A 17329-nucleotide genomic window follows, 5' to 3' on the forward strand; every position below is an offset into this window, starting at 1 on the left:
CTGAGCAATCATGTTACAGCCAAGAAGAACGAAATTTAGAAAAATGCATAAAGGGAGGATCAAAGGAATTGCCCAAAGAGGTCATACTTTGGCCTTTGGTAATTTCGGCATCAAATCCCTTGAGCCTGGATGGATCACTTCGAGACAAATAGAAGCTGCCCGTATTGCAATGACAAGAGCAATGAAAAGGGAAGGACAAGTTTGGATCCGAATATTTCCAGATAAACCGATCACTAAAAAGCCTGCAGAGGTAAGGATGGGTAAAGGTAAAGGAGCTCCGGAGTACTGGGTAGCAGTTATCAAGCCGGGAACAATCCTTTTTGAAGCTACTGGTGTTTCTGTGGAAGTTGCACAGGAAGCCCTTAGATTAGCACAACAAAAGCTTCCTGTAAGCACAAAATTTATCGTACGTAGAGATTACGTTGGATCATAAGCTGATGAAAAATTCTGAAATCAACGCTCTTAATGAGAGCGAAATAAAGACCCGCATTGAAGCGGAGAGGGAGAACTTGACAAAATTACGTTTTGCTCATGCCATATCCCCTATAGAGAATCCAAATAGAATAAGAGAATCAAGGCGTTTGGTTGCTAGGTTGAATACATTTTTACGAGCCAAACAACTAGCTAAATAAGAAACAAAATGGCTACTACAGATAGAAACCTTCGTAAAGAAAGAATAGGAAAGGTAGTTAGCAACAAAATGGATAAGTCCATAACCGTAGCGGTAGAGCGTAGAGTAAAACACCCTATTTACGGTAAATTTGTTGGTAAAACTACCAAATTCATGGCTCATGACGAAAACAATGATTGTAAGCAAGGAGACTTGGTGAAAATCAGTGAGACTCGTCCGCTGAGTAAGAGCAAACGTTGGAGATTGGTTGAAATAATAGAAAGGGCATTATAAATCATGATACAGCAAGAATCCAGATTAAGTGTAGCGGATAATTCAGGTGCAAAAGAAGTACTTGTAATCCGTGTTTTGGGAGGTACCAAAAGAAGGTATGCCTCTATTGGAGACAAGGTTGTAGTCACTGTGAAATCAGCCCTATCATCCAGTAATATGAAAAAAGGTACCGTTTCTAAAGCGGTAATTGTAAGGACTAAAAAAGAAGTCCGCAGAAAAGATGGTTCGTATATTCGATTTGAAGACAATGCGGCTGTGCTTTTAAATAACAATGACGAACCTAGAGGAACCCGTATTTTCGGCCCAGTTGCCAGGGAACTTAGGGAAAAGCAGTTTATGAAAATTGTATCGTTAGCCCCTGAAGTATTGTAATCATGGAAAGAAAATTTAATAAACAACCCAAATTGCATATCAAAACCGGAGATACCGTATTGGTAATCGCAGGAGATGATAAAGGCAACAAAGGTAAGATCCTTTCTGTTGACCGAGCCAAAAGAAGAGCAATCGTAGAAGGTTTGAATATGGTAACCAAACATATCAAACCAACCACCAACTCTCCTCAAGGCGGTATAGAAAAGAAAGAGGCTCCCATCCATATCAGTAACCTTAAGTTAGTGGATCCTAAAAGTGGAGAAGCTACTAGAATAGGTAGAAAAAAGGATGAGGACGGAAAATTAGTAAGGTACTCTAAGAAAACCGGGGAGGTGATCAATGGCTAAACCTAGATTAAAAGAAAAATTCGATAGCGAAATCAAATCTGAATTGAAAGATAAATTTCAATTTCAGAGTGTGATGGAAGTTCCTAAGTTGACCAAAATTGTATTGAACAAAGGTATTGGTGCAGCTGTAGCAGACAAAAAACTCGTAGATCAAGGTGTTGAAGAACTTACTTTGATTACCGGTCAGAGAGCTGTTGCAACCAAAGCAAAAAATTCTATCTCTAACTTTAAGTTGAGAGATGGAATGCCTATCGGTGCAAAAGTGACACTTAGAGGATATAAAATGTATGAATTCCTTGATCGTTTGGTAAGTATCGCACTTCCAAGAGTAAGGGACTTTAAAGGCATTTCTGACAAAGGTTTTGATGGAAGAGGAAATTATACTTTGGGCGTAACAGAACAAATTATTTTCCCTGAAATCAGTATTGAGAAAGTCAACAGGATTTCTGGTATGGACATCACTTTGGTGACTACCGCAAAAACTGATGAAGAGGCACATGCATTGTTGAAGTCTCTGGGAATGCCATTCGTAAATAACAATAAAGAAGCATAATCATGGCAAGAGAATCGATAAAAGCCCGCGAAAGAAAAAGAGAACGCATGGTGGCCAAGTACGCCCAGAAGCGCGCGGAACTTAAAGCAGCAGGTGATTACGAAGCATTGGATAAACTTCCAAAAAATGCTTCACCAGTAAGACTTCACAATCGTTGCAAACTTACCGGCCGTCCGAAAGGATATATGAGAAAATTTGGAATCAATCGGGTTACTTTTAGAGAAATGGCTTCTGCTGGTAAAATTCCGGGTGTAACCAAGTCTAGCTGGTAAAAATTATATAATAGTTTTTATTCTTAATTTCATTGTGTAACTTTGCAGGCCCGTTAGGGTTTTGTAGTTAGACTAATACAAATATGACTGATCCAATAGCTGATTATCTAACCAGGTTGAGGAATGCCATTAAGGCAACTCACCGGATAGTAGAAATACCTGCTTCTAACATGAAAAAAGAACTTACTAAAGTTCTTCATGATAAAGGGTACATTCAGAATTATAAATTTGTTGAAGATGGACCACAGGGAACTATCAAAATAGCCCTAAAGTACAATCCTCAAACAAAAGTTAATTCCATTGTAAACCTTACAAGAGTAAGTAAGCCAGGTTTAAGAAAATATGTAGATAAAGAATCTCTTCCTAGAGTAATCAATGGTTTGGGAATTGCAATTCTTTCTACGTCAAAAGGAGTGATGACTGACAAAGAAGCCCGAGTTGAAGGAATTGGTGGCGAAGTGCTTTGTTACGTTTACTAATAAATTGATATGTCTAGAATAGGTAAAAAACCGATAAATCTACCTGCGGGTGTGACTGTAGACGTTGCTGATCATAATCAGATAACTGTTAAAGGTCCCAAAGGTACGCTGACTCAGGATGTACATCCTGATTTTGCAGTAGGAAATGAAGAAGGTAACTTGGTCATTAAAAGACCAACGGACTCTAAACGCCATAAATCATTGCATGGACTATATCGTTCATTGCTAAATAATATGGTAATAGGTGTAAGCGAAGGTTACAAAAAAGAATTGGAACTGGTAGGTGTGGGTTATAAAGCCACAAATCAAGGTCAAATTCTTGAGCTTTCTCTGGGATATTCACATAACATCTTTTTGATGGTCCCTGAAGAAGTTGCTGTCAAAACAGAAACCCCTAAAGGTAAAAACCCTTTGGTTACTTTAGAGAGTATCGACAAAGAATTAATAGGTCAGGTAGCTGCTAAAATAAGATCACTACGTAAAGTTGAACCTTTCAAAGGTAAAGGTGTAAGGTTTGTAGGTGAAAATATTAGACGTAAAGCTGGTAAAACTGCCGCTAAAAAATAATTAGAAGATGGCTTTCAAGAAAAAAACTAGAAGACTGAGAATTAAGAGAGGTATCCGAAGGAAAATTTCAGGTACTGATGCCAGGCCAAGACTTTCTGTGTTCAAAAGTAACACAGGAATATACGCACAATTGATTGACGATTTGAAAGGTCAAACTCTTGCAGCAGCTTCATCCAAAGAATTGGGTGCTAAAAAGAATGTAAATGTATCTGTTTCTAAAGAAGTTGGTAAAAAATTAGCTGAGAAAGCTGTTTCCAATGGGTTGAACGAAGTTGTTTTTGACAGAAGTGGATATCTTTATCATGGAAATGTAAAAGCTTTGGCAGAAGGTGCCAGAGAAGGAGGCCTTAAATTTTAATCATTATGTCCCAAGTAAGTAAAAGACCCATCAGGGCTACAGATACAGAATTAACCGAAAAAGTTGTTGCCATCAATCGTGTAGCAAAGGTTGTGAAAGGTGGACGTAGATTCTCCTTTTCTGCAATCGTTGTTGTTGGTGATGGTAATGGAGTCGTTGGTTATGGCTTAGGTAAAGCCAATGAGGTAACAGATGCCATAACCAAAGGTATAGAAGATGCTAAGAAGAATTTGATTAAAGTTCCATTGCTTAAAGGTACGATCCCTCACGAACAGTTGGGTAAGTATGGTGGCGGACTGGTTTTGATTAAACCTGCTGCCCCTGGTACTGGAGTATTGGCCGGTGGTTCTATGCGTGCCGTATTGGAAAGTGCTGGATATACAGACATTCTTGCCAAATCTAAAGGTTCTTCCAACCCACACAATGTGGTTAAAGCGACAATCGAAGCGCTTATGAAATTGAGAGATGCTATTGCTGTTTCTCAACAGAGAAGGGTTAAAATTTCTAAAGTTTTTAACGGTTAGGAAAATGGCAAAACTACAAATTACTCAAATACGGAGTACAATCAATAGACCAAAATCCCAAAAAGCTACCATTACTGCTTTAGGATTAGGCAAGATCAACAAAACTGTAGAAAAAGAAAATACTCCACAGTTACAAGGTATGATCCAAAAAATTAGCCATCTAGTTAAGGTACAAGAAGTTTAAAATTGACCGGCTTTGAAGTTGTTCAATTTTTAAACCAATCGAAAATCTAAGTAAAATGAAATTACATACATTAAAACCAGCGGAAGGCTCCACAAAAACCAGAAAAAGGATCGGTAGAGGTCAAGGATCTGGAAGAGGAGGTACATCCACTAAAGGTCATAAAGGTGCGAAATCCAGGTCTGGTTACAAAACCAAACTAGGTTTTGAAGGTGGGCAAATGCCTCTTCAACGTAGGGTACCAAAATTTGGATTTACTAATCACAATAGGGTTGCCTATCAAGCCGTAAATCTTGATACTATCCAAGAATTGGCTGAAAAGCTTAATATTGATAGTATAGATTTTGATGTTTTACATGAAAATGGCTTAGTTTCCAAAAAAGATCTTGTAAAAGTCCTAGGAAGAGGCGAACTTACTTCAAAATTAAATGTAAGTGCCCACAGTTTCTCTGCTAGTGCCATAGCGGCGATTGAAAAAGTTGGAGGATCTGTAAATAAGATTTAATACATGAAAAAGTTTATTACAACAGTAAAGAACATCTTTTCGATTGAGGATTTAAGAATCAGAATCTTAAATACAATTGGTTTGCTAATTGTTTTTAGAATAGGATCCTTTGTCGTCTTACCAGGTGTTGATCCAAGTCGCCTTGGAGAGGCTGCCTCTGGTATATTCGGATTGATTGATACCTTTTTAGGTGGTTCTTTCAGTAGGGCGTCCATCTTTGGCTTGGGTATCATGCCCTATATATCTGCTTCAATTGTATTGCAATTGCTGACTGTTGGCGTACCCTATTTTCAAAAATTACAAAAAGAAGGTGAGTCCGGTAGGAAGAGAATCAATCAGATTACCAGAGTGCTAACCATTCTAATAACCTTAGCTCAAGGTGTTGGCTATATTACTGCCACCATTCCTGATGAAGCCATCGTTATTAATAAAACCCTTTTCATGACCTCTGCTCTTGTCTTATTGACCGCCGGAACAATGTTCTGTATGTGGATAGGCGAGAAGATTACTGAAAAAGGAATAGGAAATGGTATTTCCATGTTGATCATGATTGGTATCATATCCGCCCTTCCCGGAGCGATTATCTCTGAGAGTTTATCCAAAGGTGGCGGAGGTATCTTGTTATTGCTTCTAGAAGCTGTCATTCTATTCTTCGTTGTAGTAGGAGTCGTAGCACTCACAGAAGCAGTCAGAAGAATTCCTGTGCAGTATGCCAAGCAAGTTGTTGGAGGCAAAGTATATGGCGGACAACGTCAGTACATTCCTATCAAAGTGAATGCTTCTGGTGTGATGCCCATTATCTTTGCCCAATCCTTGATGTTTTTGCCGGCTTTGATTGCTCAAATTTGGGCAGAAGACAGTGATATAGCCTCCTATATAGGAACTACCTTTAGTGATTTCACCTCTTGGCAATACAATCTTGTCTTTGCTGTAATGATTATTCTTTTCACCTTTTTCTATACTGCTATTACCGTTAACCCGGAACAAATTGCAGAAGATATGAAAAGAAATGGCGGTTTTGTTCCAGGAATTAAGCCTGGTGGACCAACAGCTGATTTCATTGACAATATAATTTCTAGAATTACTTTACCAGGATCTATCTTGCTAGCCCTTGTAGCGATTATGCCGGCATTCGCCATCATTGCAGGAGTTAGTAGTGAGTTTGCCCAATTTTATGGAGGTACCTCATTGTTGATTATGGTAGGAGTTATCTTGGATACACTTCGACAGATAGAAAGTTACTTGTTGATGAGACATTACGAAGGCATGATGAAAAGTGGAAACATGAAAAATGATCCTTCAAGTTATGCAGTGGCTTAAATATGATACAGTTTAAGTCTGAAGAAGAAATTGAAATAATTAAAGAAAGTGCGCTGATCTTAGGAAAAGCGCACGGTGAAGTAGCCAAAAACGTGAAAGAAGGGGTAAAGACCTCTTATTTAGATAAAATTGCTGAAGAATACATCCGGGATAACAAGGCCATTCCTTCCTTTAAAGGATACAATGGTTTCCCGGCTTCACTTTGTATTTCTGTGAACGAAGTTGTTGTTCACGGATTTCCAAGTCAATATCAATTGAAAGATGGCGATATAATCTCAATAGATTGTGGAGTCTTTCACCAAGGTTTTCATAGCGATTCCGCTTATACTTACCCTGTTGGTGAAGTTTCTCCCAAAACGATTGCACTTTTAAAAGCTACAAAGGAATCCCTTTATTTAGGGATAGAAAAAGCGGTTTTTGGTAACCGTGTTGGTGATATCGGTAATGCAATACAAAAATTTGTAGAAGCAAAAGGATATACTGTTGTTAGAGAATTAGTAGGTCATGGAGTTGGTAAGCAGCTGCACGAATCACCTGAAGTTCCCAATTGGGGAAAAAGAGGGAGTGGGGCCAAACTTAAAGGAGGGATGGTGATAGCAATAGAGCCAATGGTTAACCTGGGTACCCGTAATGTGGTTCAAGAACGAGATGGCTGGACGATCAGGACTGCTGACAGAAAGCCTTCTGCTCATTATGAACACACTGTAGCGATACTAGAGGATAGAACCGAAATCTTGACAACACATCGTTTTATAGAAGAGAATTATAAATTTTAATTATGGCTAAACAAGCATCTATTGAACAGGACGGTACCATCGTTGAAGCATTGTCTAATGCAATGTTTAAGGTGGAACTTGAGAATGGTCACCAATTGATTGCACATATTTCCGGAAAGATGCGGATGAACTACATCAAAATTTTGCCCGGAGATAAGGTTAAGTTAGAAATGTCCCCTTATGATCTTACCAAAGGTAGAATTGTCTATCGATACAAGTAAGGTGATAGGGAGCGATTAAGGAGTATCAAATAGGAAAATTAGTATTGATATGAAAGTTAAAGCATCTATTAAGAAAAGAAGTGCTGACTGCAAAGTGATCCGAAGAAAAGGAAAGCTTTATGTCATCAACAAAAAGAATCCGAAGTTTAAACAAAGACAAGGTTAAATACTATGGCTAGAATTGCAGGTGTCGATATACCGGACAATAAACGTGGTGTAATAGGCCTTACCTATATTTTTGGTATCGGCAGAAGTACGGCTAAAGCCATACTAGATAAAGCAGGTATTTCTTTAGACAAGAAAGCCGGAGAGTGGACAGATGATGAATCTACTGCTATCAGGAATATCATTTCTGAAGAATTCAAGACTGAAGGTGTACTTAAATCTGAAGTACAGTTGAGTATCAAGAGGTTGATGGATATTGGTTGTTATAGAGGTTTGAGACACAGAAAGGGACTTCCCGTTCGTGGCCAAAAAACTAAAAACAACGCCAGAACCAGAAAAGGTAAGAGAAAAACTGTTGCCAACAAGAAGAAAGCGACTAAATAAATCCTGACATAGATTATGGCTCAGAAAAGAAACGAAAAGACAAAGGCTAAGAAGCGGGTTGTTAAAGTTGAAGCTGTGGGACAGGCCCATATCAAAGCTTCTTTCAACAATATCATTATTTCCATTACCAACAATTCAGGACAAGTGATTTCTTGGGCTTCTGCTGGTAAGATGGGATTCAGGGGTTCTAAGAAGAATACTCCTTATGCTGCTCAAATGGCTGCTCAAAACTGTGGGCAGGTTGCGTATGACCTCGGTCTGAGAAAGATCGAAGTATTTGTGAAAGGTCCTGGAGCGGGTAGAGAATCTGCTATCAGAACCCTACAAAATGTAGGATTGGATGTAACTACTATAACTGATGTTACTCCACTACCTCACAACGGTTGTCGTCCTCCAAAACGCAGAAGAGTTTAATTTAAAGAAAATATAGCATGGCTAGATATAGAGGTCCAAAAGCAAAAATTGCCAGAAAATTTGGCGAGCCCATTGAAGGGCAAAGCAAAGTGCTTCAAAAGAAAAATTATCCTCCGGGAATGCATGGCAGAGGAAGACGTAAAAAACAGTCTGAATTCGCCATTCAATTGATGGAGAAACAAAAGGCCAAATACATCTATGGTGTATTGGAAAGACAATTTGCTAAAATGTTTGATACCGCTTCCAGGAAAAAAGGAGTTACCGGTGAAAACTTGTTGCAGTTGTTGGAAGGTCGTTTGGATAACTCGGTTTATAGACTTGGAATTGCTCCAACCAGAAGAGGAGCTCGTCAATTGGTATCCCATAAGCATATTCTTGTAAATGGTACTGTTGTTAACATTCCTTCATTCCAATTGAAGCCAGGTGATGTTGTTGCTGTTAGAGAGAAATCTAAATCTTTGGAAGCAATAACCGAAAGTTTAAGAGGCAAAGGAACAACCAGATACAGTTGGTTGGAATGGGACAATGGGTCCCTAAGTGGTAAGTTTGTAAGTGTTCCCTTAAGAGAAGATATTCCTGAGAACATTAAAGAACAACTTATCGTTGAATTGTACTCTAAGTAATCATTTACATTCCTATAAAAAGAATAAAAGATATGTCCATATTAGCATTTCAAATGCCAGAGAAAGTGGTAATGGAAAAAGCAGACGATTTTCACGGACTGTTTACCTTTAAGCCACTTGAAAAAGGGTACGGGGTTACCATCGGAAATGCCCTCAGAAGGATTCTTTTGTCTTCACTGGAAGGATATGCTATTACAGCCGTTAAATTACCCGGTGTAGTACATGAATTCTCCAGTATTGAGGGAGTGGTTGAAGACGTTACAGATATTATCCTTAACCTTAAGCAGGTTAGATTTAAAAAGATCCATGATGCCATTGATAATAAAATTACAGTGGAAGTAAAAAATCAGGATGTTTTTACAGCAGGTGATATTGCCAAATACACAACCTCTTTTGAAGTTTTGAATCCTGATTTGGTCATATGTCACTTGGATAAATCAAAAAACCTTGAAATAGAACTTACCATTGATAAAGGTAGAGGATACCTTCCAGCAGAAGAATCCAAGCCTAAAGAACAGATTTATGGTACTATTTCTGTAGATGCTGTTTTTACACCTATTAAGAATGTAAAATACAGGATCGAAAATACCAGGGTGGAGCAAAAGACTGACTATGAGCAATTGATCATGGAAGTTAGCACTGACGGATCTATACATCCTGAAAAAGCCCTACAAGAATCTGCCAAGATATTGATTCAACACTTCATGTTGTTTTCTGATCAAACAATGGTTATCGATGCTCCCGGAAGTGGTGCCATCGAACCAATTGATGAAGAATACCTTCACATGAGGAAACTGCTTAAAACTTCTTTGAGCGATTTGGATCTTTCTGTCAGAGCTTACAACTGTTTGAAAGCTGCTGATGTAAAGAGTCTTGGAGATCTGGCCAAACTTGAAATTTCTGACATGATGAAATTCAGGAACTTTGGTAAGAAATCTTTGGCAGAATTGGAACAACTAATCCAGGAAAAAGGCTTGACCTTCGGTATGGATCTGTCTAAGTATAAACTTGATGAAGAATAATTAAAAATGAGACACGGTAAGAAATTTAACCATTTGGGTAGAACCGCCTCACATAGAAAGGCCATGCTTTCGAATATGGCCAAGTCTCTTTTGGAACACAAGCGTATCAGTACCACCCTTGCCAAAGCCAAAGAGTTGAGGAAATATATCGAACCTTTGATCACTAAGGCCAAAGAAGATACTACTCACAATAGAAGGATAACATTTAGCTACCTTAGAAACAAGGAAGCCATCAAACTTCTTTTCGGAGAAGTAGTAGAGAAAGTTGGTAACCGTCCAGGTGGATATACAAGGATTATCAAAACTGGTTTTAGATTGGGTGATAACGCTGAAATGTGTATCATTGAATTGGTGGATTTCAACGAATTAATGTTGAAAGAGGACAAACCTGTTAAGAAAGCAAGTAGAAGAAGTAGAAGAGGTTCTGGAAAAGGAACAGCTGAAGCTGCTACTACTACTGAAGCTAAAGAAAGTCCTGAAGCTGAAAAAACACCTGAAGCAGACGCTTCTGCAGATGTTTCGGATGAAACGACTGAAAATAAGGATGAAGATAAAAAAGCAGAGTAATTTAATCTATGCGATTCTTTCTTTAATATTTAATAGGGATTGGACTTTTTGTTCAGTCCCTTTTTTTATATCCTTTTGGCCGAAAGCTTTCTACAAATTAGAAAATTCTTAAATTTGCATAGCAAAATTTGATATGAAAAAGAAAAAAGCAATACTTCTTTTAGCTGATGGTACTGTGTTTACCGGAAGCCTTGTTGGTAGCCATGGCACCAATGGAGGTGAAATCTGTTTCAATACAGGGATGACCGGCTATCAAGAGATTTATACAGACCCATCCTATACTGGGCAAATTATTGTCAATACCACACCTCACATAGGAAATTACGGTGTGATTGATGAAGAATCAGAGTCTGAAGCGCCTTTGATTGCAGGAATTGTGGTCAATGACTTCTCCAATATTTACAGTAGAGTAGATGCTAAATCCTCTCTTCAAGAATATCTAGAACATCATAATATTACCGGTATTGCTGATGTAGATACACGGAAATTGGTAAGGCATATTCGGTCTAAAGGAGCAATGAATGCCATCATTAGTTCAGAATATGAAGATGTAGAAAGCCTAAAGGCCGAATTGGCCAAGGTGCCGGATATGAATGGGCTTGAACTTTCTTCAACCGTCTCTACCAAAAGCCCTTACTTTATAGGGGAACCTGATGCGCCCCTTAAAGTCGCTTGTGTAGATTATGGGATCAAACGTAATATTTTACGTTGCCTTGTAGACAGAGGTGTCTATTGTCAGGTTTATCCTGCCAAAACCAGTCTGCAGGAAATGGAAAAATGGAATCCGGATGCTTACTTCCTTTCCAATGGGCCTGGGGATCCTGCAGTAATGGAATATGCTGTAGATACCACCAAAGAAATTTTAACTTTGGGTAAACCACTCTTTGGCATTTGTCTTGGCCACCAGATTCTGGCTAGAGCTTGTGGTGTAGGAACTTACAAAATGCATCATGGTCATCGAGGCCTCAACCACCCAATCAAAAATATTTTGACAGGTAAAAGCGAAATTACCTCTCAGAATCATGGTTTTGTGGTGAATAAAGATGATATTGATAACAATAAAGAATTGGAAATAACTCATTACCACTTAAATGATGGTACGGTTGCAGGTATTAAACTTACCAATAAACCGGCATTTTCTGTTCAGTATCACCCGGAGAGTTCTCCCGGGCCACAAGATTCAAGGTATTTATTTGATCAATTTATTTCACAAATTCAGAAATAATTCATTAACCTTTATATTGATATGACATTAATTCAATCGATCCACGCAAGACAAATTTTAGACTCCCGTGGTAATCCTACTGTAGAAGTAGATGTTTTTACTGAAACCGGTGCTTTTGGAAGAGCAGCTGTACCTAGTGGCGCTTCAACAGGCGTTCACGAAGCTGTAGAACTTAGAGACAATGACAAGGATATTTATATGGGCAAAGGTGTGCTAAAAGCCGTTGCTAATGTAAATGATGTTATTGCTCCAGAACTTATCGGATTTGATATTTTTGAGCAAAATCAAATTGACGACATCATGTTGAGCCTGGATGGGACCAACAACAAGTCAAAGCTTGGCGCTAACGCTATCTTGGGTGTTTCCCTAGCCGTTGCTAAGGCTGCAGCCATGGAGTCCGGACAGCCGCTTTACAGATACATTGGAGGAGTGAATGCCAATACACTTCCTGTGCCAATGATGAACATTCTAAATGGAGGTTCTCATGCGGATAATGCCATCGATTTTCAAGAATTTATGGTAATGCCTGCTGGTGCTTCTTCTTTCTCTGAATCTTTGAGAATGGGAACCCAGATTTTCCATAACCTTAAAGCCGTATTGAAAGCCAAAGGTTTAAGTACAAACGTTGGAGATGAGGGTGGATTTGCTCCTAACTTACGCTCCAATGTGGAAGCTGTAGAAGTGGTACTTCAAGCCATTGAAAAAGCAGGTTTTAGACCAGGTGAAGATGTTTTTATCGCCATGGACGCGGCTTCTTCTGAATTTTACGATGAAGAAAAAGGACTTTATGTATTCAAAAAATCTACCGGTGATGAATTGACCTCTGCTCAAATGGCGGATTACTGGAAGGATTGGGTAAGCAAATACCCTATCAAGTCCATTGAAGATGGAATGCAAGAAGATGATTGGGAAGGTTGGAAATTAATGACTGAATATGTCGGTGACAAAATTCAGATCGTTGGTGATGACTTGTTTGTAACCAATGTGGATAGATTGCAAAAAGGAATTGATGAAAACATTGCCAATGCACTTTTGGTGAAAGTAAATCAAATCGGTTCTTTGACAGAAACCATCAATGCAGTGGATCTTTGCCATAGAAACAAATACAAATCTGTGATGTCTCACCGTTCCGGTGAAACTGAAGATTCTACCATTGCTGACCTTGCTGTAGCATTGAATACCGGACAAATCAAAACCGGTTCTGCTTCCAGGTCTGATAGAATGGCCAAGTACAATCAATTGTTAAGAATTGAGGAGCAATTAGGGGATTCAGCTTACTTCCCAGGGTTAAAATTTTAATCCCTTGCCAAAAATAAATAAAAAACCTTTTCGGGAATTTCCTGAAAAGGTTTTTTTTTGCTTTGATTTTTATTCCAATGATTGAGCCAAATAAACATTAATCAATAAAACGGTAGTGTCCCGTTGTATTCAAGGGGAATGGAATTAGCGAGGGTATTGGCAAACCTAAAAAATGGATTCTCCTTTATTTTCGAGTACCTTGAAGACAGGATTGTATTTCTTTTGATATATTTGTACAAACATTGAAGCAGATTATGGCCAAATATTTAAAGTATACCAAAAACTTCTACTTCGTTTTTACCGTTTTATTCATTACTTGGATGGTTTTTATTGATAGCAATGATATCATCAGCCATTTCAAACTTCGTTCAAAGTTAAATGAACTTGAGAAGCAAAAGGAATTTTATCAAGAACGAAAGGAGAAAATCCAAATTGAACGAGAGGAATTGCTAAGCAATTTTGAGTTGCTTGAGAAATTTGCTCGTGAACGCTATTTGATGAAAAGAAAAACGGAAGACTTGTATGTCATTAAGGAAGAATAAATTTGTGCTATCCGCTTTGTTAGCGGTATTTTTTGCTTGTTGCCTTAATAACGAGGTTCGTGCGCAGCGTGTTATCTACGAGGAGGAAAACCCACCTTTGTCAGAAAGACTGTATTTTGGAGGAAACTTTAGCCTGCAGCTTGGAAGGATTACTTATATAGACATTTCCCCTTTGGTCGGAGCCATGATTACTGAAAAGTATTCTGCAGGCATAGGTGCCACCTATCAGTATTACAACAATAAAAACTATATAGATGGTGTTTCTCATGTTTATGGGGGCAGGGTGTTTAACCGTTACAATATCTTTCGACAGATATTTCTACATGCTGAATACGAATCTTTGAATTTGGAAGTACCCTATCTAGGCGAAAACAACGAAGTGACTTATTATAGAGAGTGGGTACCTGGATTATTTGGAGGGGCAGGTTATTTTGTTCCTTTCGGAGATAGAGGTGGAATGAATATCATGGCCTTGTATAATTTCAGTTATGACAACAAAAGGTCAAATTATAATGAACCATATGTTTTCCGTGTCGGTTTTGTATTCTAAAGTAGAAATGTAGTATGGACCCATTCTTAAGCCGATTACAAAAGGCCCACAGCCTATGCCCGGGCTGTCCTTCTCCCAAGGTCATCAATCGTTTTTTTGGTGAAGTTTTAGGACTCATGTTTCCTGAACATGCAAATGAAGTATTGAAAGATAAGGCTAGCTTGCAGGCAAAATTCTCCGAATTAAACTTGCAACTTGGTGCAATTTTAAGAAAGAACGTTGCACTTCATCAGTCTGATGGAGAGGCATTGGCTAGCCAATTTTTCGATGAACTTGAGAATGAGGTTTATGATAAATTACACGAAGACCTGGATGCCATGTTTAAAGGTGACCCGGCAGCTAAGTCAAAAACTGAAATTATTCGTTGTTACCCAGGGTTTTATGCGATTTCGGCCTATAGAGTAGCGCATTTGTTACATCGCTTGGGGGTTGCCTTAATTCCTCGAATGATCACGGAACACGCGCATAGCAAGACCGGTGTGGATATTCATCCCGGTGCAAGTATAGGAAGGTTTTTCTGCATTGATCATGCTACAGGAATAGTGATAGGTGAAACAACTATTGTAGGGGACAGGGTTAAAATTTATCAAGGCGTAACACTTGGAGCCTTAAGTGTGAAGAAAGAAGATGCGGATAAGAAAAGACATCCAACCATTGAGGATGATGTGGTGATCTATGCCGGAGCTACCATTTTGGGAGGCGATACGGTAATTGGTAAAGGCAGTGTGGTTGGTGGAAATGTTTGGCTGACGAAAAGCATCCCTGCAAAAAGTAAAATTTATTATCAAACCAAATTACTTGATGACGCCTCCAATCTCACAGATTTTTATGTGTTGAAAAGTGAAGCCTGATAATCACAACTATGAAGCTATTTGAATTAATAGGGAATACCCCTTTAATTGAACTTGAAAATATCCCCGTAAACCCTAAGGTTAAAATTTATTGCAAGCTGGAAGGGCAAAATCCCGGAGGTTCAGTAAAAGACCGTGCAGCCTATCATATGATTCAGTCTGCACTAGACCGAGGTGAGATTGCAAAAGGAGACAAATTGGTTGAGGCCACCTCAGGGAATACCGGAATTGCCTTGGCCATGGTTGCCAATCTATTGGGTGTTGAAATGACATTGATAATGCCTGACAATGCTACAAGAGAAAGGGTGTTGGCCATGGAAGCTTATGGGGCGAAAGTTATTTTAACCCCTGCAGAAAAGTCCATTGAATACTCCAGAACCTTGGCTGAAGAAATGGCTAAGGACCAAGGCTATTTTATGCTCAATCAATTCGCTAACCCTGATAATTATTTGGCGCATTACCATACTACCGGGCCGGAGATTTATGAGGCAACTAATGGAGAAATAACTCATTTTGTTTCAGCAATGGGAACCACAGGTACCATTATGGGAGTGTCCAGGTATTTGAAAGAGCAAAATTCAGCCATACAAATAGTGGGTACCCAGCCTACTGAAGGTTCTAGTATTCCCGGAATTAGAAGGTGGTCTCCTGAGTTTTTACCTAAAATATTTGAACCCGAAAGGGTAGATCAAGTCATTGACGTGAGCCAAGAACAAGCCACGCAGATGACAAGAAGAATGGCCAAAGAAGAAGGTATCTTAGGTGGTATGAGTAGTGGGGGGGCTTTACATGCCGCTATTGAGCTTGCCAAGACTTTAACCTCCGGAACTATAGTTTGCATAACCTGCGACCGTGGTGATAGGTATTTAAGTACTGACTTGTTTGGGTAGGGTAGCCTTATTTATCGGTTAGGCCAATCAATCTTTCATCCCGTAAACTTATGTTTCCGGGATTTTTTTTTTTAGTAAGCTGAAAGAACAGATAAAGTCCGGTCTTATTGGAAGGAATGCCTTTGATAAGCAGATTCTTTGTCTGCCGGAATAAAATCATTTGATGAAAAGTTAATTTCCTCTTATCTTTTAGCCATGGAAGATTTTCTTAAGATAAAGCAGGCTTGTGAACAAAATACAGCCTTAAGCGTAGCCATTTTGGACAGATTTCTTTTGTCTTATGCTACAGAAAAAGATAAGCTAGGAAAAGAGGCAGATCAAAAGCTACAAGCCTATCGGCACATCACGGATAAGTTTGGTAGACAATGGTATGATATGCTTAAGTCCCAATACATTATCCATCGGTTGATGAAAAACGGAGGACTCATTACCAAATACCTGAAACATTCTGCCATTAGTAATCTTGAGAAAGAACAGTTTGATTGGATGGTTTTTCAATCTGCCAATCCTTGGCGATTTAGCTTTGCTGAAATTAAAGAACAGACTGAAAAACATTTTTACCGAATGGAAGATGTTTTTACAGGTGAAAATTATTTATTGTATTCACCTTCTATAAAAGATATTATAGATCGGGACGGAGAAAAAGAATTATGGTTTAACCTGATAGGCTTCAATGGTTCTTGCTGGCAAACTTATGGTCCCCTATCAGGCTATGCAAGCTTTAGTCCTGATGATATTTATTTTTACGCAACCGAGGTCAATCCAATGATTGAGGATGAAGGCGCCCTTATGGAGGATGTACAAAAGAATCCGGTGCCATATATGATGTTGTTTGCAGGTTCTACCCAACCGACTGTGGTGCATGAAGGCGAGTCCTTGGTGATGGTGATTACCGAAGAAAAGGCTTCCATCCCACAGGTACAAGAAATGGAAGGGGACTTCAATATTTCCTATACCGGCGGTGTTTATAGACTTGGCTTGCAGGATTGGGAAATGTCACCCCATTTTGCAGTTGCTTATTATAATGAGAAAGAAGAGAATATACAGGCGACGGCTTTAACTGAGAAAGGATTTGAGGCAATCATTGACGCCTTGAATAAATTTGGATTAGGAATGGATAAAATAGCAGATATTTATTTGCGACCCTCCATGCAAAATACAGCCCAAGAAATTTTAAGGAAGGAAATAGAATTAATGCCCCTTGAACTTCTATTTGAACCGGAAGCTGAGGAAGAATCCAATCAAGAACTGAAAAAACTGGATGAGTTGGCAAGATTGGCTGTTACAGCCATAACTTCTGAAAGGGAACCTGATTTGGAGGCTTTGGCTGAAGAAGTGGGCATAGATCTCGAAAGCAATCGTTTTGTAATAGAAAAAATAATCAACGACTTAAAAGAAAAGGTGAAAAAATAACAGGT

At 38.8% G+C, this 17329-nt stretch carries 29 protein-coding genes; all 29 read left to right on the top strand.

Annotated features, from left to right (window positions below; translation table 11 throughout):
• Positions 1-10 precede the first annotated feature (10 nt).
• Positions 11-433, top strand: coding sequence for a 50S ribosomal protein L16 (rplP, locus tag ACYVHJ_RS18555; protein ID WP_014020628.1), 423 nt, complete (start codon positions 11-13; stop codon positions 431-433).
• Positions 434-437: 4 nt separating this feature from the next.
• Positions 438-632: a 50S ribosomal protein L29 gene (rpmC, locus tag ACYVHJ_RS18560; protein ID WP_339903623.1), complete on the top strand. Its 195-nt coding sequence runs from the start codon at positions 438-440 to the stop codon at positions 630-632.
• A gap of 8 nt (positions 633-640) precedes the next feature.
• Entirely contained in the window at positions 641-904 is a 264-nt protein-coding gene (rpsQ, locus tag ACYVHJ_RS18565; RefSeq protein WP_303613613.1) for a 30S ribosomal protein S17, read from the top strand.
• Positions 905-907: 3 nt separating this feature from the next.
• Complete coding sequence (rplN, locus tag ACYVHJ_RS18570) at positions 908-1276, top strand: 50S ribosomal protein L14 (protein ID WP_014020631.1); 369 nt, start codon at positions 908-910, stop codon at positions 1274-1276.
• A 2-nt stretch (positions 1277-1278) separates the two neighbouring features.
• Positions 1279-1623, top strand: a complete 345-nt coding sequence (rplX, locus tag ACYVHJ_RS18575) for a 50S ribosomal protein L24 (RefSeq protein WP_014020632.1) — start codon at positions 1279-1281, stop codon at positions 1621-1623.
• A complete protein-coding gene (gene rplE / locus ACYVHJ_RS18580; protein WP_303613612.1) occupies positions 1616-2176 on the top strand; it encodes a 50S ribosomal protein L5 in 561 nt (186 codons plus the stop codon). The genes rplX and rplE overlap by 8 nt, the downstream gene beginning before the upstream one ends.
• Before the next feature lie 2 nt (positions 2177-2178).
• Entirely contained in the window at positions 2179-2448 is a 270-nt protein-coding gene (rpsN, locus tag ACYVHJ_RS18585; RefSeq protein WP_303613611.1) for a 30S ribosomal protein S14, read from the top strand.
• A gap of 83 nt (positions 2449-2531) precedes the next feature.
• Positions 2532-2927, top strand: a complete 396-nt coding sequence (rpsH, locus tag ACYVHJ_RS18590; protein ID WP_303613610.1) for a 30S ribosomal protein S8 — start codon at positions 2532-2534, stop codon at positions 2925-2927.
• Positions 2928-2936: 9 nt separating this feature from the next.
• A complete protein-coding gene (gene rplF, locus ACYVHJ_RS18595) occupies positions 2937-3494 on the top strand; it encodes a 50S ribosomal protein L6 (protein ID WP_339903622.1) in 558 nt (185 codons plus the stop codon).
• Positions 3495-3501: 7 nt separating this feature from the next.
• On the top strand, positions 3502-3852 hold the full coding sequence (rplR, locus tag ACYVHJ_RS18600; RefSeq protein WP_014020637.1) for a 50S ribosomal protein L18: 351 nt from the start codon (positions 3502-3504) through the stop codon (positions 3850-3852).
• Between the two features lie 5 nt (positions 3853-3857).
• Positions 3858-4376, top strand: a complete 519-nt coding sequence (rpsE, locus tag ACYVHJ_RS18605) for a 30S ribosomal protein S5 (RefSeq protein WP_014020638.1) — start codon at positions 3858-3860, stop codon at positions 4374-4376.
• A 4-nt stretch (positions 4377-4380) separates the two neighbouring features.
• A complete protein-coding gene (gene rpmD / locus ACYVHJ_RS18610; RefSeq protein ID WP_014020639.1) occupies positions 4381-4560 on the top strand; it encodes a 50S ribosomal protein L30 in 180 nt (59 codons plus the stop codon).
• A gap of 55 nt (positions 4561-4615) precedes the next feature.
• Entirely contained in the window at positions 4616-5062 is a 447-nt protein-coding gene (gene rplO, locus ACYVHJ_RS18615; RefSeq protein ID WP_339903620.1) for a 50S ribosomal protein L15, read from the top strand.
• 3 nt (positions 5063-5065) lie between these two features.
• Positions 5066-6382: a preprotein translocase subunit SecY gene (gene secY / locus ACYVHJ_RS18620; protein ID WP_339903619.1), complete on the top strand. Its 1317-nt coding sequence runs from the start codon at positions 5066-5068 to the stop codon at positions 6380-6382.
• 2 nt (positions 6383-6384) lie between these two features.
• Positions 6385-7158 (top strand): type I methionyl aminopeptidase, encoded by a 774-nt coding sequence (gene map / locus ACYVHJ_RS18625; protein WP_460517809.1) that lies wholly within the window; start codon positions 6385-6387, stop codon positions 7156-7158.
• 2 nt (positions 7159-7160) lie between these two features.
• Positions 7161-7379, top strand: a complete 219-nt coding sequence (gene infA / locus ACYVHJ_RS18630; RefSeq protein WP_014020643.1) for a translation initiation factor IF-1 — start codon at positions 7161-7163, stop codon at positions 7377-7379.
• A gap of 49 nt (positions 7380-7428) precedes the next feature.
• Positions 7429-7545: a type B 50S ribosomal protein L36 gene (gene ykgO / locus ACYVHJ_RS18635; protein ID WP_009053196.1), complete on the top strand. Its 117-nt coding sequence runs from the start codon at positions 7429-7431 to the stop codon at positions 7543-7545.
• Positions 7546-7550: 5 nt separating this feature from the next.
• Positions 7551-7928, top strand: a complete 378-nt coding sequence (gene rpsM, locus ACYVHJ_RS18640; RefSeq protein ID WP_014020644.1) for a 30S ribosomal protein S13 — start codon at positions 7551-7553, stop codon at positions 7926-7928.
• A 15-nt stretch (positions 7929-7943) separates the two neighbouring features.
• Complete coding sequence (gene rpsK, locus ACYVHJ_RS18645) at positions 7944-8342, top strand: 30S ribosomal protein S11 (protein ID WP_014020645.1); 399 nt, start codon at positions 7944-7946, stop codon at positions 8340-8342.
• 17 nt (positions 8343-8359) lie between these two features.
• Complete coding sequence (gene rpsD / locus ACYVHJ_RS18650) at positions 8360-8965, top strand: 30S ribosomal protein S4 (RefSeq protein ID WP_339901322.1); 606 nt, start codon at positions 8360-8362, stop codon at positions 8963-8965.
• Positions 8966-8997: 32 nt separating this feature from the next.
• Positions 8998-9987: a DNA-directed RNA polymerase subunit alpha gene (locus ACYVHJ_RS18655; RefSeq protein WP_303613604.1), complete on the top strand. Its 990-nt coding sequence runs from the start codon at positions 8998-9000 to the stop codon at positions 9985-9987.
• Positions 9988-9993: 6 nt separating this feature from the next.
• A complete protein-coding gene (gene rplQ, locus ACYVHJ_RS18660) occupies positions 9994-10554 on the top strand; it encodes a 50S ribosomal protein L17 (protein WP_339901318.1) in 561 nt (186 codons plus the stop codon).
• A gap of 133 nt (positions 10555-10687) precedes the next feature.
• Positions 10688-11779: a carbamoyl-phosphate synthase small subunit gene (carA, locus tag ACYVHJ_RS18665; RefSeq protein ID WP_460517818.1), complete on the top strand. Its 1092-nt coding sequence runs from the start codon at positions 10688-10690 to the stop codon at positions 11777-11779.
• Between the two features lie 21 nt (positions 11780-11800).
• Positions 11801-13078, top strand: coding sequence for a phosphopyruvate hydratase (eno, locus tag ACYVHJ_RS18670; RefSeq protein WP_460517821.1), 1278 nt, complete (start codon positions 11801-11803; stop codon positions 13076-13078).
• A gap of 254 nt (positions 13079-13332) precedes the next feature.
• On the top strand, positions 13333-13620 hold the full coding sequence (locus ACYVHJ_RS18675) for an FtsB family cell division protein (protein ID WP_339901313.1): 288 nt from the start codon (positions 13333-13335) through the stop codon (positions 13618-13620).
• Entirely contained in the window at positions 13601-14170 is a 570-nt protein-coding gene (locus tag ACYVHJ_RS18680) for a hypothetical protein (RefSeq protein ID WP_460517825.1), read from the top strand. Before ACYVHJ_RS18675 ends, ACYVHJ_RS18680 begins: the two co-directional genes overlap by 20 nt.
• Positions 14171-14184: 14 nt before the next feature.
• Complete coding sequence (locus tag ACYVHJ_RS18685; protein ID WP_339901311.1) at positions 14185-15021, top strand: serine O-acetyltransferase; 837 nt, start codon at positions 14185-14187, stop codon at positions 15019-15021.
• An 11-nt stretch (positions 15022-15032) separates the two neighbouring features.
• On the top strand, positions 15033-15911 hold the full coding sequence (gene cysM, locus ACYVHJ_RS18690; RefSeq protein ID WP_339901310.1) for a cysteine synthase CysM: 879 nt from the start codon (positions 15033-15035) through the stop codon (positions 15909-15911).
• 195 nt (positions 15912-16106) lie between these two features.
• A complete protein-coding gene (locus tag ACYVHJ_RS18695; RefSeq protein WP_460517829.1) occupies positions 16107-17324 on the top strand; it encodes a hypothetical protein in 1218 nt (405 codons plus the stop codon).
• Positions 17325-17329 lie beyond the last annotated feature (5 nt).

Source organism: Cyclobacterium sediminis, assembly GCF_054781075.1.